We start from the raw sequence: 14,583 nt of genomic DNA, 5'->3' as shown, positions 1-14,583 counted from the left end.
CTGTTGTATCCGAACCGTAGCCCAGAGTAGTCGTGCGAGGTCAGCCTCGTACCGTGAACGCATACTTTCCCCCCACCCTCGTGGGCCCCCGCCCCGACCAGTACGCCATGCGCCTCACCGTCGGTGAGCACTCGGCGCGGCACATCCGCCGTATCGTCCGCTCGCTGCTGGACGAGTGGGAGTTGGCGCCGCTGACCGATGCCGTGGAGCTCGGCGTGACCGAGCTAGTCGCCAATGTCGTACGGCATGTCCCGGACCGGCGGTGCGAGTTGGTGGTGCTGCGGCTGGCGGCGGGGGTGCGGGTGGAGGTTACGGACGGCTGCCCGCAACTTCCCGCCCAGCCCGCCGAGTTGTCGCCGGAGGCGGAGAGCGGTCGTGGGCTCGTGCTGCTGGACGCGGTCGTCGACAAGTGGGGTGTGTCATCGGCGCCCGGGGGTGGCAAGACGGTGTGGTTCGAGTGCCAGGTGGCCGATAGGGACAGCGGGTACGGCGAAGGCGGCGGCCCCGGGGGTGGGGGGCCGCCGCCTTGGCGTGAGCGGGGTGGTGCTCAGTGAGGGGGGTGTTGCTCAGGCTGCTCAGTACCAGCCGTTGGCCTGCCAGAAGTTCCAGGCGGCGACGGGGCTGCCGTAGCGGGAGTTCATGTAGTCCAGGCCCCACTTGATCTGGGTCTTGGGGTTGGTCTTCCAGTCGGAGCCGGCGGAGGCCATCTTCGAGGCGGGCAGGGCCTGGACCAGGCCGTAGGCGCCGGAGGAGGCGTTGGTGGCGCTGATGTTCCAGCCGCTCTCGTGCTCGACGATCTTGCTGAAGGCGTTGAACTGTGCGGTGTCCGGGATCATCTGGTGCGCGATCGACTGGGCGGAGGAGCCCGTGCCGGTGGTGGCGGCCTGGGCGGGGGCCGCGGCCAGGACCATGCCGGTGGTGGCGGCGGCCACGGCGGCGGTGGCGAGGGCCTTCTTCGGGGAGGCGACGGCGCGGCGGATGAAAGAGACGGACACGGAGAACCTTTTTCTTCGGGGGCAAGAGCGTCGCGGTAAGCCGGAGCCATGCGATGCGTGGTGTGGGGCGTACGTTGGCGCCGCGGCCCGGGTGGGCTCGTGGCGCCTGGCGACTGCTCCAGAGAAACACCGCTGGGGGTCTGTCCGCAATTACCCCTTTTACTAGTGGTGGTCGCATCCGTGTAGAACGTCCCCTGTGTGATCTGGCTCTCAAACCGCAGGTCAGGGGCCCGATTGATGCGTACATGGCGTCCGTTATGTCTACTAGCCCGCTTCGTATGTGACGTAGGCCCTGTGGGGTGCTTCACCCCGTGAGTGCCGGACGGTGCGCGACCGCCCACGCGGAGCTATCGGGGGCGTGTGACGCCCGTCGCTCACGGCGTTCGCTGAGTAGTTGTCGTTCGGCCCCTGGGTCACTCCCGCCCCGACGCCACCACCGCCAGTACCCCCGTCACCGCCGCCGCGATCAGTAGCGGGATGCCCAGCCCGTGATGGATGACCAGCCACGCCCCGAGCAGGGCGCCCGCCGCCATCGCGACGACGGAGGCCGTGCGGCGTGGGGAGTGGTGGCCGCTGCCGCCCGCCAGTCGGGAGTCGCCTGCGAGGCCGGTCAGGGTCATCGTCAGGACCGTGGTCGTCAGGTCGGGGATGCCGAGCTTGCGGACGGTGGCGTTGCGCAGGCCCATCGCGAAGGCCGTCAGCGAGATGAGTGTGTACGTCGTTGCCGTGGCGCCCGGCGCTGCGTAGGCGACCACCGCCGACGCCCCCACCAGTACCGCCTCCGCCGCGAGCGTGATCCGGGTCCAGGTCCGGCGCGAGCCGCCGCCGAGGTGTACCGCGACGCGGCCCCCGGCCACCGCGCCCAGCAGGAAGCAGCACAGGGAAGCCAGGGTGTGGGGGACCGAGAAGCCCGGTGCGCCGGCGGCGGCGAAGCCGAGGACGACCACGTTGCCGGTCATGTTCGCGGTGAAGACATGGCCGAGGCCCAGATAACTCACCGCGTCGATCAGGCCGCTGACCACGGTCAGCCCCAACAGCACGGCCACCAGGCGCAGTCCGCGCGCTTCGGGGTCGTACGGCGGCTTCTCCGTCTCGGTGGTCATGGGGCCTCCGGTCAGCGGGACGGGCGGGGTGGACTCAAGTCCACCATGGGCCCGGGGGACTCTCGGATGTCCGGGCGAGGTGGGCATCCGTAGCGTCGCAGACATGAGAGATGAGACGCGCAAAGTACATGAAACACGGACCAGTTGGCGTGCGCGGCGGGGACTCGCCGGAGCGGCGGCGCTGCTGCTCGCCGGACTCGCGGGGGTCGTGGTGGCGCCGGTCGCCTCTGCCGGGGAGCGGGCGCAGGTGCAGACCCTCCGTGGTGAGCTGGTCTCCGTCACCCCCGTGGCCGACCACGACGCCGGGCAGGTCAAGGCGTTCCTCGCCGAGCGGGACATGGCCACGGACGTCGTGCGGTATGGCGTGCGGTCGTACCGGCTGACCTATCGAACCGTCGACCCGTACGGGAAAGCCACGACCGCCACCGGTCTGCTCACCCTTCCCGCCGGGGGCAAGCACCGCCTCGACCTCGTCTCCGACACGCACGGCACCATGGTCAACCGCGACTACGCGCCCTCGGCCGAGGAGGACTTCGGTCGGATTCCGTCGTACATGAACGCCTCCGCCGGACGCGCCGTCGCCGCGCCCGACTACCTGGGCCTCGGCAAGGGCCCCGGCACCCACCCGTACATGGACACCCGCTCCTCCGTGACCGCCTCGGTCGACATGCTGCGCGCGGCGCGGACCGCCGCCGGGCGGCTGGGCAGGCCGCTCACCGGAGACGTGTACGCGACCGGGTTCTCGCAGGGCGGGCAGGTCGCGATGGCGCTCGGGCGGGCGCTGGACGGTGGGGTGGACCGGCACTTCCGGCTGAAGGCGCTGGCGCCGGTCAGTGGTCCGTACGACCTGGAGGGTCAGGAGGTCCCCGCTCTCTTCGACGGCCGCGTCAACGACGCGAGCGGTGTCCTCTACATCTCGTACTGGCTGGTCGCGCAGAACAGGCTGCACCCCATCTACAAGGATCCGGCCGAGGCCTTCCGTGCCCCGCACGCGAGCCGGGTCGAGGGGCTGTACGACGGAACGCACGTAGAGGAGGCCATCCTCGCGGCGCTGCCGCCGACCCTGAAGGAGCTGCTCACGCCCTCCTTCTACGAGCGGATGCAGCATCCCGGCGGTGGGCTGCTGGATGCCATGCGCGCGGCTGACCATACCTGTGACTGGAAGCCCGAGGTGCCGGTGCGGCTGTACGCGGGGGCGGCCGACACCGACGTACCCATCGGGAACGCGCGCAGCTGTGCGCGGCAGCTGGCCGGGGAGGGGGCGCCGGTGACCGTGATCAATCAGGGGGACGTGGACCACTTCGGGTCGTTCCAGGTGTCGGCGCCGCAGGTGGTGCGTTGGTTCGACGCGATGAGCCGGTAGCGGCCATGTGTTCCGGCACCGTGTTTTTAGGGACGTACTTATAAGAAGTACGTCCCTAAAAGCGGTACCGGGTACCGGGTACGGCGAAGGCGGCGGCCCCGGGGATCAGGGGCCGCCGCCTTCGCGGAAGCTGTGGAGCACGCGTTCGTGCGTGCTGTGGGCCGGTCAGTACCAGCCGTTGGCCTGCCAGAAGTTCCAGGCGGCGACCGGGCTGCCGTAGCGGGAGTTCATGTAGTCCAGGCCCCACTTGATCTGGGTCTTGGGGTTGGTCTTCCAGTCGGAGCCGGCGGAGGCCATCTTCGAGGCGGGCAGGGCCTGGACCAGGCCGTAGGCGCCGGAGGAGGCGTTGGTGGCGCTGATGTTCCAGCCGCTCTCGTGCTCGACGATCTTGCTGAAGGCGTTGAACTGTGCGGTGTCCGGGATCATCTGGTGCGCGATCGACTGGGCGGAGGAGCCCGTGCCGGTGGTGGCGGCCTGGGCGGGGGCCGCGGCCAGGACCATGCCGGTGGTGGCAGCGGCCACGGCGGCGGTAGCGAGGGCCTTCTTCGGGGAGGCGACGGCGCGGCGGATGAACGAGACGGACACGGAGAACCTGTTTCTTCGGGGGCAAGAGCGTCGCGGTAAGCCGGAGCCATGCGATGCGTGGTGTGGGGCGTACGTTGGCGCCGCGGCCCGGGTGGGCTCGTGGCGCCTGGCGACTGCTCCAGAGAAACACCGCTGGGGGTCTGTCCGCAATTACCCCTTTTACTAGTGGTGGTCGCATCCGTGTAGAACGTCCCCTGTGTGATCTGGCTCTCAAACCCCAGGTCAGGGGCCTGATTGATGCGTACATGGCGTCCGTTATGTCCTACTAGCCTGCTTCGTATGTGACGTAGGCCCTATGGGGTGCTTCACCCCGCCACTGACGCACGGTGCGCGACCGTCCCACACGGCGTCACCGAGGAGTGTGACCCGGGCCGCAGATCACCTGGGGTCGAAGGTGACCGGGGTCTCGAAAGCCGCCCGGCGCGTGGCTCGGCGCAGCGCTTTGAGGAGGGTTCCGCCGAGCGTGAGGGTCAGGACGACGGTCACGACCGCCCGGCCCAGGTCCCAGCCGAGCGAGGTGGCCAGGCAGTACGCGAGGAAGCGGGTCAGGTTGGTGGGGAGGGCGGCATGCGGGTCGAACGCTACGTTCGAGGCCAGCGCGTCCATGAACGGCCAGCCGGCCAGGTTCATGACCGTGCCGTACGCGAAGGCGGCGAGGAAGCCGTACGCGGCGAGCATCGCCAGCTCCGCGCGCCCGCGCAGCCGGTCGGGGCCCGGCAGCAGCCCGGCGCCCATCGTGAACCAGCCCATCGACAGCATCTGGAACGGCAGCCACGGCCCGACCCCGCCGGTGAGCAGCGCCGACGCGAACATGGTGATCGAGCCGAGCACGAACCCGAACCCCGGCCCGAGCACCCGCCCGCTCAGCACCATCAGGAAGAACATCGGCTCGATGCCCGCAGTCCCGGCTCCGATCGGGCGGAGGGCCGCCCCGGTCGCGGCCAGTACGCCCAGCATGGCGACCGCCTTCGGTCCGAGCCCCGACTCGGAGATCGTCGCGGCGACGACCCCGACCAGCAGGACCAGGAGACCCGCGAAGAGCCAGGGGGCGTCCTGGGCGTGGGCGCTGACCTGGGAGCCCGGTCCCGCGATGAGCGGCCAGGCGAACCCGGCGACACCGGTGGCGCTGACCAGGGCGAGGGCGGCGATGGAGCGGGGGCCGAGGCGGATGGCTCGGACGGCTCGGATGGCTCGCGCCTGGGGCTGGACGTATATGCGGGTGGGGTCTTCTACGGGGGCTTCTGTACGGGTGGGGACTTCGGGGGGCTTCATGAGAGCGCCTCCCCGACCTGCGTGACGGTCAGCCATGGCTGTGGGGCCAGCACCTTCGTGACCTGCGGGGCGAAGGACGGGGACGCGACGACCACCTCGGCGGTCGGGCCGTCGGCGACGACCTCACCGTCCGCGAGGATCACGACACGGTGGGCGAGCTCGGCGGCGAGTTCCACGTCATGCGTGGCCAGGACGATGGCGTGACCCCCGGCGGCCAGGTCGCGCAGGACCGTGACCAGCCGGGCCTTCGCCGCATAGTCGAGGCCGCGGGTCGGTTCGTCGAGGAGCAGCAGCGGGGGGCGGGCCGTCAGGACGACGGCCAGCGCGAGCGCCAGCCGCTGGCCCTCCGACAGGTCCCGGGGGTGTGTCCCGTCCCCGATCCCGGGCAGCAGCTCGGACACCAGCGCCCGGCAGGTCCCGGCTGCCGCCCCGGCATCCCGTTCGGCCGCCGCGCACTCGGCGGCCACCGTGTCCGCGTACAGCAGATCCCGTGGTTCCTGCGGTACGAGGCCCACGCGTCGTACGAGTTCCGGGGGCGCCGTCCGGTGCGGTACGGCGCCGCCGACCCGTACCGATCCGGCGGCGGGCTCGACCAGCCCGACCAGGGCGCCGAGCAGGGTGGACTTTCCGGCTCCGTTCCGGCCCATCAGCGCGATCGTCTCGCCGGGGGCGACGGTGAGGTCGACCCGGCGGAGCGCCTCGACCGGGCCGCGCCGGACGGCGAGGGAGGCGACCTCGGCCACGTGCGGTGGGGGTGCCTGGGGAGTGGTGTCGGGGGTGCGCTTGCGGAGGAGGCGGGCGAGGGGGGAGGTGGGGCGTGGGAGTACTGGGGGTGACGGGGGTGACTGGGGTGACGGGGGTTCGGGGAGAGAAGGAGGGGCGGGGGCTTCCCGTGCCGCCTCGGCCAACCTGTCCCGCAGCGGCCCCGCCTTTCGCCGTGCGTCGCGCACCGTGAGCGGTAGTGGGGACCAGCCGGCCAGGCGGCCCAGGCCGACCACCGGGGGGTACACCGGGGAGACGGACATGATCTCGGACGGGGTGCCGAGGGTCGGCGCGGCTCCCCGGGAAGGCAGGAGGGCGACCTGGTCGGCGTACTGGATGACGCGTTCCAGGCGGTGCTCGGCCATGAGGACGGTGGTGCCGAGGTCGTGGACGAGGCGTTGGAGGATGGCGAGGACCTCCTCCGCGGCGGCCGGGTCCAGGGCCGACGTGGGTTCGTCGAGGACCAGGACCTTGGGGTGCGGGGTCAGGACCGAGCCGATGGCCACGCGCTGCTGCTGGCCGCCGGACAGGGTCGCGATCGGGCGGTCGCGGAGGTCCGCCAGGCCCAGCAGGTCCAGGGTTTCCTCCACACGGCGGCGCATCACGTCCGGCGCGAGGCCCAACGACTCCATGCCGTACGCGAGTTCGTCCTCCACCGTGTCCGTCACGAAGTGGGACAGCGGGTCCTGGCCCACCGTGCCCACCACGTCGGCGAGTTCGCGCGGCTTGTGGGTGCGGGTGTCGCGTCCGGCGACCGTGACCCGGCCGCGGAGTGTGCCGCCGGTGAAGTGCGGGACGAGTCCGCTCACCGCGCCGAGAACGGTCGACTTGCCGACGCCCGACGGGCCGACCAGGAGGACCAGTTCACCCTCCGGGACCTCGAAGTCCACGCCCTGGACGGTGGGTTCGGCCGCTCCGTCGTACGTCACGGAGACATCCTCGAAGCGGATCATGAGGGCTCCTTGGAGGGTGAGGGGTGCGCGGGGGTCCGGGGTCGCCGGGGAGCCGGGGCCACGAAGGCGGGGAGGAGGCCGAGGAGGATCGCCGCCGCGGGCCAGAGCGGGAGGGTGGGGGCCACGAGCGGGACGACGCCGGGGCGCAGCGCGACGGGGTCGTACGAGGCGGCGGCCACCATCAGCGCCGCCACGGCCACGCCCGAGCCCGCCACCAGCCAGGCCCGTGCGCCCCACGCGTCCGGGCGGTACCGCGTCCGCAGTGAGCGCCGGCCGCCGAGCCACAGGCCGCCGAGCGCCGCGGCCAGCCCGGCCAGCAGTACGGGCAGGCCGTAGCTGCCGCCCTCCGCGGTCAGCAGTCCGTACGTGCCCGCGCAGACGCCGAGCAGGCCGCCGAGCGTCAGTACGGCGGTGGTGCGGCGGACGGTGGGCGGGACCTCGGCGGTGCGGCCGTAGCCGCGGGCGTCCATCGCCGCCGCGAGGGCGACCGAGCGCTCCAACGCGCCCTCCAGGACCGGGAGTCCGACGTGCAGCAGGCCGCGCAGGCCCTTGTCCGGGCGGCCGCGCAGGCGCCGTGCGGCGCGCAGGCGCTGGACGTCCGCGATCAGGTTCGGGGCGAAGGTCAGCGCGACGACCACCGCCACGCCTGCCTCGTACAGTGCGCCGGGGAGTGACTTCAGCAGGCGGGCCGGGTTGGCGAGGGCGTTCGCCGCGCCTACGCAGATCAGGAGCGTGGCCAGTTTCAGGCCGTCGTACAGGGCGAAGACGAGGCCTTCGGCGGTGACGCGGCCGCCGATGCGGATGCCTTGGGCCCAGTGGGGGAGGGGGGCTTCGGGGAGCGTGACGATGATGTGGGTGCCGGGGATGGGGGAGCCGAGGAAGACGGCGAAGGCCAGGCGGATGGCCAGGACGGTGACACCGAGTTTGACGAAGGCGGTGTACGAGTGGGCCCAGGGGGCGGTGGTCCGGCGGGCGGCCACCACGTAGCCGGCTACGCCGATGAGCAGGGCCAGGAGGAGGGGGTTCGTGGTGCGGGAGGCGGCTGTTCCCAGGCCTAGGGCCCAGGTCCACCAGGCGCCGGGGTGGAGGGAGTTGGTGCGGGTTGCCTCCGGCGTGCGGGTGCGGGTGCGGCGGTGCGGTGGGCGTTGGGCTGGGACGGCACCCGGCGTTGGTGGCTGTGCCCACCCTCCCCCACTCTCGGCTTCGCTCGAGCGGGGGGACCCCCATCGCCCTGCGGGACGATTGCCCACAGAGGGTGGAGCGGCGGGAGCCGGCGTGAGGGCTGGGCGGTCGGGGTCGGCCGGTGTCATTGGGTTCACCCCCGCCTCAGCCCCGGTTGCGGCGGGCCTGCCAGATTGCTGCGGCGCCCAGGAGGGCTACCGCCGCTGCACCTGCCAGCAGGCCTACTGATGGGCCGTGGTGGGCCGGTTTGGGCTGGTGGGGGTGGGCGGTGGTTTTCGTCGGCTTGGTCACCTGGTCGCCGCAGCCTGTCTGGGGGTAGCCCGCAATGGCGCACAGGAGGGCGTTGGTGTCGTAGCGGAGGGGCTTGGCAACCGAGGCCAGGGCTTCGGCCGTGGTCGCGTTCGAGGGGACGCTCGCGCAGGCTGTGCGCGGGGTGGGCGGGGTTTCGCCGGACGGTGCGTCCGCGGGCGTACCGAAGTCGATGACCAGGGCCACGCGCTTCTTGCCCTGCTGGGCGGGCGTCTTGGCACAGATCGAGGCGAAGTCCCGGTTTCCGCGCGGCTGTACGGCGTGCTGGGAGTCCTCGCTGATCGCGAAGCGGAAGCCCTGGACGTCGCCGTCGGACGGCCGCGCGGTGGACGGGCCCTGGGTGGCGTACGTCCACTTCCCGCCGGTCAGGTCCCAGAAGGACCAGTAGCGGTAGCCGACCGCCTGGGCCTGCCCCGCCCCGCCGAGTACGAGGAGCAGCAGGGCCAGGGCAAGACTCAGGGTCTGGGCACGACTCAGGGTCAGGGCACGACTCAGGGTCAGGGCACGACTCGGAGCCGGGGCCGGCGCGGGCGTCCGACGGCGGCGTATCACAGCTGCTGCTTCTTGTTGCGGCCGCTGATCAGGAAGCCGATGCCGATGCCGGCGACGAGACCGACGCCCACGATCCACCAGACGCCGAGCCCCTTGTCGTCGTCCTTCTTCTTCTCGTCCTTCTTCTCGTCGCTCGCGGCGGCCGAGTGGTCGGACGCGTCCGCCGCAGGACCGGTCGCGCCGAGCTGCTTGACGAGGTCCGCGCCGCCGAAGTCGCGCGGGTCGGTGCCGGTGGCATGGGCGGCGAAGATCAGCTGGGCGTACGCGGCCGGTCCGGCCTTCGCCGCCCAGGCGCCGTAGTTCTTCTCCAGCCAGGCGAGGGGCTTCTGGGCGTCCTCGGTCCAGCCGTCGGAGGCGAGTGCGACGACCGCGTCGGCGGTGTTGCCGTAGTCGGGCTGATCCTTGGCGCCGGGCATCGCCGACTTCAGGTACGGGGTGGCGTTGAGGGCGTTGGAGAGGTAGGAGGCGCCGTTGCGGGCAGCCTCCGCCGGAGTGAGCTTCTCCGTGGCGCCGCAGACGTAACCGGACGTCGTGGTCTTCCCCGCCGTCGTCACGAACCCCTTGCCGAGGGAGCCGAGGACCGCGGCCGCCGTGGCGTCCGCGTTCGCCGTCAGCTTGCCCTTCTTGTCGGGCTGGAACGCGAACCCGCCGCCGCTGCCCTCGCCCTCGCACGCGATGGACAGCGTCACGAGTGCGTCGTACGGCGACTTGCCGCCCTGGGAGACGTCCGCGGGCTTCTGCCCGGCCGCCGCGAGCGCGCCGATCACCACGGACGTCGAGTTGGCGTCGCTGGCCCCGCCCGCGACGTACCCCCAGCCGCCGTCCTTGTTCTGCACGGACTTCAGCCATGCCACGGCCTTGCCCGTCTCGGTGTCGTGCCCGCCGAGCGCGGCGAGGGCCTGCACGGCGGCGGCCGTGTTGTTCGTGTCGACCATCGTCTTGGCGTCGCACTTCGCGGTCGCGTCGGCGCGGTACGGCGCGAACGCCCCGCTCGCGCACTGCTGCCCGGTCAGCCAGTCGACGGCCTTCGCCGCGGGCTCGACGCCCACGGTGTCCTGGGCGAGCAGTGCGAGCGACTGCCGCCAGACGCCGTCGTAGGTGGGGTCGGTGGAGCCGTACAGGCCCGACGGGAGCGCCTGGGACGCGGAAGGGGACGGGGACGAGTCCGCCGCGAGGGCGGCCGGTGCGAAGGCCGTGCCGATCACGGCGGTGGCGGCCAGTACCGCGGCGCTGCGGCGAACAATCATGACTCTCCCCTGGGGAGCCGGGCAGCAGCGGGCGCAGACTTGGCCCGAGCGGCTCCGGCTCCGTATACCTCGACGGTGCCGGCCGTCGGCGGGCTGCCGACGGCACGAGCCGGTCACGTCCCGGGCGAGGCGATCCGGCTCACCACCTGGCGGGTGATTCACGGTTGCGGGTCAGCGCCGGATTTGCACCGGCTTCCCCCCGTACGGGTGTGATGACGACGCGCTCACTCTACCGGCCCGTAAACAAGAGTCTGAGGGCCGCCTGTGGCCCCGCCCGGATGCCCGGATAGGTTCTGGCCATGCGTACGGGGAAACTGCTCGGCTCGGGGCGTTCGGCGGACGTCTACGAGATCGACGAGGCGTGGGTCCTGCGCCGGGACCGCGAGGGGTGGGGCGACGCCACCGCCGAGGCCGCGGTCATGGAACACGTACGAGGGCACGGCTATCCGGTGCCGGGCGTGCGGGCGGCGACCCGGACCGACCTGGTGATGGAGCGGCTGTCCGGGCCGACCATGCTGGAGGCGTTCGGCGCGGGACTGCTCTCCGCCGAGGAGGCCGGCCTCACCCTCGCCCGGCTGCTGCGCAGACTGCACGCCGTGCCCGCCCGGGTCTCCGCGGACCCGGCCGTCCGCGTCCTGCACCTGGACCTGCACCCCGACAACGTGATGCTCACCCCGGACGGCCCGAAGGTCATCGACTGGGCCAACGCCGAGGAGGGCCCGCCCGGCCTGGACTGGGGCACGTCCGCCGTGATCCTCGCCCAGGTGGCCGTCGGCGACGAGCCCCACGCGGAGGTCGCCGACGAGACGCTCGCCGCGATGCTCGACGGGAACGCGGCGTACCTGACGGAGGACGGGCTCACCGAGGCGAGGGCCCGGCGCGCCGCCAATCCGACCATGAGTCTGCGGGAGGTCGAACTCCTCGGCGAGGCGGAGGAGTTGATCCGTGAGCTGATCCGCCCTCACTGAGTGGTGGTGTCGGCCGCGTGCCGCCAGAAGTCCCGCATCAGCGGGGTGGGCGTCGGGTTCTCCATGCCGACCTGGGTGAGCAGCACGGTGACCGTGCCGGTGGACGGGACGAGGTGGCCGGTCGTGCCGGTGCCGCCGGTCCAGCCGTATCGGCCGGGGACGTTCCACGGGTCGGTGGGTTCGATGTCGACCTGGGCGCCGTAGCCCCAGCCCTGGCCCTCCATGAACAGTGCGCCGATGTCGCGCTGGGCCGGGGTGAGGTGGTTGGTGGTCATCTGCCGCACCGAGGCGGGGGAGAGAAGGCGGCGCCCGCGTGCGGTGCCGTCGGCCAAGAGCATCCGCGCGAAGGCCAGCCAGTCGTCGGCGGTGGAGACGAGCCCGCCGCCTCCGGACGGGAACGGCGGAACGCTGCTCCACTGCCCGTCGGGGGCGTCGGCCAGTTCGAGACCGCCGCCGTTCCGGGCGGCGCGGTAGTAGCTGGTGAATCGGTCGCGCTTGCTCGCCGGCACTTCGAAGCCCGTGTCGGTCATGCCCAGCGGCTCGAAGATCCGCTCGGCCAGGAACTCGGGGAGCGGACGGCCGGCGACCCGGGAGATCAGTACGCCCTGGAGGTCGGAGCAGGTGCCGTACAGCCAGGCCTCGCCCGGCTGGTACAGCAGCGGAACACGTGCCAGCGCCGCCACCCACGCGTCCGGCGGCGGGAAGGCGCGCAGATCGCGGCCGTCCTTCTGGACCTCGAACAGCGCCTGGACCTGCGGCAGCGTGAAGTCGGAGGGGAAGCCCCAGCCGGCCCGGGAGGAGAGCAGATCGGCGACGGTGACCGGCCGGGCGGCCGGGACCACGTCGTCGACGGGGCTCGACGGTGTACGGACGACCACCGGCTTCGCCAGCTCCGGCAGCCACGCGTCGACCGGGTCGTCGGGCGTGATCAGGCCGTCCTCGATCAGCAGCATCACCGCCGCGGCGGTGATCGGCTTGCTGATCGAGGCGATACGGAAGATCGTGTCCCTGGCCATCGGGGCGCTGCCCTCGACGTCGACGGAGCCGACGGCCTGGACGTCGACCCGGTCGCCGCGGGCCACGAGGCCCACCGCTCCCGGCACGGTGCCGTCGTCGACGTACGCGTTCAGGAGGTCGTGCAGGGCGTGCGGGTCGTGCGGGCTGCTCATCGGTTCACCTTTCCGAAGGGGTGGCGAGCTCGCGCAGTGCGTCCTCCAGCCTGGCGGCCGTGTCCGCGTCCGTCATCCGGAGCTCGCTCAGGAGGGCCCGGGTCACCGTCGCCAGGGCGCGCCGGAGCTCGGGCCGGTCCAGGGAACGTACGAGGGTTTCAGTCAGTGGTCCGGTGACCTCCGGCGGCAGCCGGTCCGCGCCCTTGGCGTAGGCGGAGGGCAGGCCCAGGCGCAGGCAGGCCAGGGTCAGCAGGTGGTCGCGGAGGGCGCTGATCCAGTGTTCGGCCTGCCACAGCGCTCCGCGTTCGAGGGAGATGCGGGCGTGCAGGACGTGGTGCCAGGCGAGGCCGGTCAGGTGATCGGGGTCAGTGGCCGCGTCGGTCGACTCCCGTACGGCCACCGAGCCGAAGACGACCCGGAACGCTCCGCCGCCCATCGGCCCGAAGGACGCCTCCGGCGTGAACCCCAGGTCCACTTCGAGGAGTTCGGGGAGCAGGAAGGCCCGGTAGACGGCGGGATCCGCAGGGAGATCGAAGTGGTGCAGGGCGCCCAACTCCCCGTACACGAAGGCACTCCAGTCGTCCCGCACGGCGGGCACGGGCGCCCCGTCCGCCACCCCGAGGAACAGGTCGACGTCCGACCAGCGGTCCTCGGCGTCGCGTGCGGCGGAACCCGTGACCGCCGCGCCGGTGATCCGGTCGTCGGCGCGGGCGCGCTCCAGCAGGAGCTCTCGTACGTGGTGTCGCCGCTCGGCCGTGAAGAACATGGTCAGCGACCGTACTTCACGGTGCGGGGGCAGAGTTGTGCTTCACGGCACGCGTACGGGCACGGTCGCCTCCACCGGCTGGCACAGCACCAGGGCGAGGTCGTCGGCGAGGGCGGTCGTACCGGTGTGGGCGATCAGGCGGGTGTACAGGGCGTGCAGGGCCTCTTCGGGGAGCGGTTCGCGCAGGGCGAGCGCGGCCTCGCCGAGGAGGGGGAAGGGGGCGCCCTCCGGGTCGCGGGCCTCGGTCAGGCCGTCGGTGTAGAGGAGGAGCCGGTCGCCGGGCTGTAGTCGTACGCGGTACTGGCGCGGGACGGGGCGCAGGCCCAACGGGGGTGTGGGGACCAGGGGTTCGAGGAGTTCGATGCGGTGGCCGGAGCGCAGTGGTGCCGGGTGGCCGCAGTTGACCAGCCGGACCTCGCCGGGCGCGAACTCGGCGAGCACGGCGGTGACGAAGTCCTCGGGGCCCAGCTCCGGGGTGAGGCGAGCGTCGAGCTGGCCGGTGAGGGTCGTCAAGTCGGATGCGGTGTAGGCGAGTTCGCGGAAGCCGGCGATGGTGTCGGCGGTCAGCCGGAGGGCGTCGAGGCCGTGACCGCGTACGTCGCCGACGAGCACGCGCAGCCCGTACGGTGTCACCGCGACGTCATACAGGTCACCGCCGACCGTCGACTCGCGGGCGGCGCAGTGGTAGCGGGTGTACACCTGAGTGCCGCCCAGGGTGCGGGAGATGGGCCGCAGGATCGCCTCCTGGGTGATCCGGGCGACCTCGCGGGCCTGGGCGAGTGCCGCGACGAGTCGCTCGCGCTGCCGGGCCGCGTACACGGTGAGCGCGCAGCCCAGCAGCAGCCCGCTCCAGTGGACGCCGAACGCGAAGGTCCGCACGGTGCCGTCACTGAGCCCCATCGCGAGGCCCAGTGCCACAGACCAGCAGCAGACCAGGACGGTGTGCCGGACGCCCAGCCTGACGCAGGCCAGCAGCGGGCCGATGAGCAGCAGGATGATGAGCGGCGGCACCTGGTCGAAGAGCAGATCCGGCACGGCGATCGCCAGACAGGCCGCCAGTGGCACCAGTACCGGTACCAGCACCAGCACCGGCCACCGCACCTGCCTCCCGACACCCGAGGTCAGATCATCCCCGCGGCTGCTCGCAGTCAGATCACCCCCGCGGCTGCTCGCGGGCAGATCGTCCCCGCTGCCGCTCGCGATCAGGTCCTTCCCACAGCTGCCCGCCGTCAGGTCGCTCCCACCGCCTCCGCCCCTGGCGGCCATCTGTTCCCCCTGCTCCCTCTCGCCCATCACCCGACAATCTCCGAATATCGCCCTCCCCACCGTCACCAACAGGGAGTTGACCGCATCTCGT

13 protein-coding genes, 1 pseudogene and 1 riboswitch are annotated in these 14,583 nt (G+C 72.1%); of the genes and pseudogenes, 3 read left to right on the top strand and 11 right to left on the bottom strand.

Annotation, left to right across the window (positions count from 1 at the left end):
• Window positions 1–107 precede the first annotated feature (107 nt).
• A complete protein-coding gene (locus tag AB5J50_RS15565; RefSeq protein ID WP_369265405.1) occupies window positions 108–554 on the top strand; it encodes an ATP-binding protein in 447 nt (148 codons plus the stop codon).
• A gap of 21 nt (window positions 555–575) precedes the next feature.
• Here AB5J50_RS15565 and AB5J50_RS15560 read toward each other — a convergent pair whose 3' ends face one another.
• Together AB5J50_RS15560 and AB5J50_RS15555 are read right to left on the bottom strand one after the other, a co-directional pair.
• Window positions 576–995, bottom strand: coding sequence for a transglycosylase SLT domain-containing protein (locus tag AB5J50_RS15560; protein ID WP_369258475.1), 420 nt, complete (start codon window positions 993–995; stop codon window positions 576–578).
• 413 nt (window positions 996–1,408) lie between these two features.
• Window positions 1,409–2,098: a YoaK family protein gene (locus AB5J50_RS15555; RefSeq protein ID WP_369258479.1), complete on the bottom strand. Its 690-nt coding sequence runs from the start codon at window positions 2,096–2,098 to the stop codon at window positions 1,409–1,411.
• A gap of 103 nt (window positions 2,099–2,201) precedes the next feature.
• Here AB5J50_RS15555 and AB5J50_RS15550 point away from each other — a divergent pair, with 103 nt between their 5' ends.
• Window positions 2,202–3,461, top strand: a complete 1,260-nt coding sequence (locus tag AB5J50_RS15550; protein ID WP_369258477.1) for an alpha/beta hydrolase family protein — start codon at window positions 2,202–2,204, stop codon at window positions 3,459–3,461.
• Window positions 3,462–3,626: 165 nt separating this feature from the next.
• Here AB5J50_RS15550 and AB5J50_RS15545 read toward each other — a convergent pair whose 3' ends face one another.
• The 6 genes and pseudogenes from AB5J50_RS15545 to AB5J50_RS15520 form a co-directional block, all read right to left on the bottom strand.
• Window positions 3,627–4,046: a transglycosylase SLT domain-containing protein gene (locus tag AB5J50_RS15545; protein ID WP_369258475.1), complete on the bottom strand. Its 420-nt coding sequence runs from the start codon at window positions 4,044–4,046 to the stop codon at window positions 3,627–3,629.
• Between the two features lie 378 nt (window positions 4,047–4,424).
• Window positions 4,425–5,318, bottom strand: coding sequence for an ECF transporter S component (locus AB5J50_RS15540; RefSeq protein ID WP_369258473.1), 894 nt, complete (start codon window positions 5,316–5,318; stop codon window positions 4,425–4,427).
• Complete coding sequence (locus tag AB5J50_RS15535; protein WP_369258471.1) at window positions 5,315–7,033, bottom strand: ABC transporter ATP-binding protein; 1,719 nt, start codon at window positions 7,031–7,033, stop codon at window positions 5,315–5,317. The genes AB5J50_RS15540 and AB5J50_RS15535 overlap by 4 nt, the downstream gene beginning before the upstream one ends.
• A pseudogene (locus AB5J50_RS15530) lies at window positions 7,030–8,133 on the bottom strand (energy-coupling factor transporter transmembrane component T); the annotation flags it as partial. The gene AB5J50_RS15535 and the pseudogene AB5J50_RS15530, both read right to left, overlap by 4 nt.
• Before the next feature lie 226 nt (window positions 8,134–8,359).
• Complete coding sequence (locus AB5J50_RS15525) at window positions 8,360–9,001, bottom strand: SCO2322 family protein (RefSeq protein ID WP_369265404.1); 642 nt, start codon at window positions 8,999–9,001, stop codon at window positions 8,360–8,362.
• A 71-nt stretch (window positions 9,002–9,072) separates the two neighbouring features.
• Window positions 9,073–10,323, bottom strand: a complete 1,251-nt coding sequence (locus tag AB5J50_RS15520; protein ID WP_369258469.1) for a prenyltransferase/squalene oxidase repeat-containing protein — start codon at window positions 10,321–10,323, stop codon at window positions 9,073–9,075.
• A gap of 105 nt (window positions 10,324–10,428) precedes the next feature.
• A riboswitch (cobalamin riboswitch) is annotated at window positions 10,429–10,579 on the bottom strand.
• Between the two features lie 43 nt (window positions 10,580–10,622).
• Here AB5J50_RS15520 and AB5J50_RS15515 point away from each other — a divergent pair.
• Window positions 10,623–11,291 carry a phosphotransferase gene (locus AB5J50_RS15515; RefSeq protein WP_369258467.1) on the top strand — a complete coding sequence of 223 codons (669 nt, stop codon included), beginning with the start codon at window positions 10,623–10,625 and terminating at the stop codon, window positions 11,289–11,291.
• Here the strand turns inward: AB5J50_RS15515 and AB5J50_RS15510 are convergent.
• Genes AB5J50_RS15510 through AB5J50_RS15500 form a run of 3 tightly spaced genes read right to left on the bottom strand, consistent with a single transcriptional unit; the run spans window position 11,285 to window position 14,519 of the window.
• Window positions 11,285–12,460, bottom strand: coding sequence for a serine hydrolase domain-containing protein (locus AB5J50_RS15510; RefSeq protein WP_369258465.1), 1,176 nt, complete (start codon window positions 12,458–12,460; stop codon window positions 11,285–11,287). The genes AB5J50_RS15515 and AB5J50_RS15510 overlap by 7 nt on opposite strands.
• 4 nt (window positions 12,461–12,464) lie before the next feature.
• Complete coding sequence (locus AB5J50_RS15505; RefSeq protein WP_369258463.1) at window positions 12,465–13,226, bottom strand: hypothetical protein; 762 nt, start codon at window positions 13,224–13,226, stop codon at window positions 12,465–12,467.
• 42 nt (window positions 13,227–13,268) lie between these two features.
• Window positions 13,269–14,519, bottom strand: coding sequence for a PP2C family protein-serine/threonine phosphatase (locus tag AB5J50_RS15500; protein ID WP_369258461.1), 1,251 nt, complete (start codon window positions 14,517–14,519; stop codon window positions 13,269–13,271).
• Window positions 14,520–14,583: the final 64 nt, after the last annotated feature.

It is taken from the genome of Streptomyces sp. R35 (genome assembly GCF_041053035.1).
GTDB classification, from domain to species: Bacteria; Actinomycetota; Actinomycetes; order Streptomycetales; family Streptomycetaceae; genus Streptomyces; species Streptomyces lutosisoli.
This window is presented reverse-complemented; position numbering and strand designations above follow the sequence as displayed.

Excerpts from the sequence above, each read along its gene's own strand:
- AB5J50_RS15500 (WP_369258461.1), bottom strand. The coding sequence starts at position 14,519 with ATGGGCGAGAGGGAGCAGGGGGAACAGATGGCCGCCAGGGGCGGAGGC.
- AB5J50_RS15540 (WP_369258473.1), bottom strand. The coding sequence starts at position 5,318 with ATGAAGCCCCCCGAAGTCCCCACCCGTACAGAAGCCCCCGTAGAAGAC.
- AB5J50_RS15520 (WP_369258469.1), bottom strand. The coding sequence starts at position 10,323 with ATGATTGTTCGCCGCAGCGCCGCGGTACTGGCCGCCACCGCCGTGATC.
- AB5J50_RS15550 (WP_369258477.1), top strand. The coding sequence starts at position 2,202 with ATGAGAGATGAGACGCGCAAAGTACATGAAACACGGACCAGTTGGCGT.
- AB5J50_RS15505 (WP_369258463.1), bottom strand. The coding sequence starts at position 13,226 with ATGTTCTTCACGGCCGAGCGGCGACACCACGTACGAGAGCTCCTGCTG.
- AB5J50_RS15565 (WP_369265405.1), top strand. The coding sequence starts at position 108 with ATGCGCCTCACCGTCGGTGAGCACTCGGCGCGGCACATCCGCCGTATC.
- AB5J50_RS15555 (WP_369258479.1), bottom strand. The coding sequence starts at position 2,098 with ATGACCACCGAGACGGAGAAGCCGCCGTACGACCCCGAAGCGCGCGGA.
- AB5J50_RS15535 (WP_369258471.1), bottom strand. The coding sequence starts at position 7,033 with ATGATCCGCTTCGAGGATGTCTCCGTGACGTACGACGGAGCGGCCGAA.
- AB5J50_RS15510 (WP_369258465.1), bottom strand. The coding sequence starts at position 12,460 with ATGAGCAGCCCGCACGACCCGCACGCCCTGCACGACCTCCTGAACGCG.
- AB5J50_RS15515 (WP_369258467.1), top strand. The coding sequence starts at position 10,623 with ATGCGTACGGGGAAACTGCTCGGCTCGGGGCGTTCGGCGGACGTCTAC.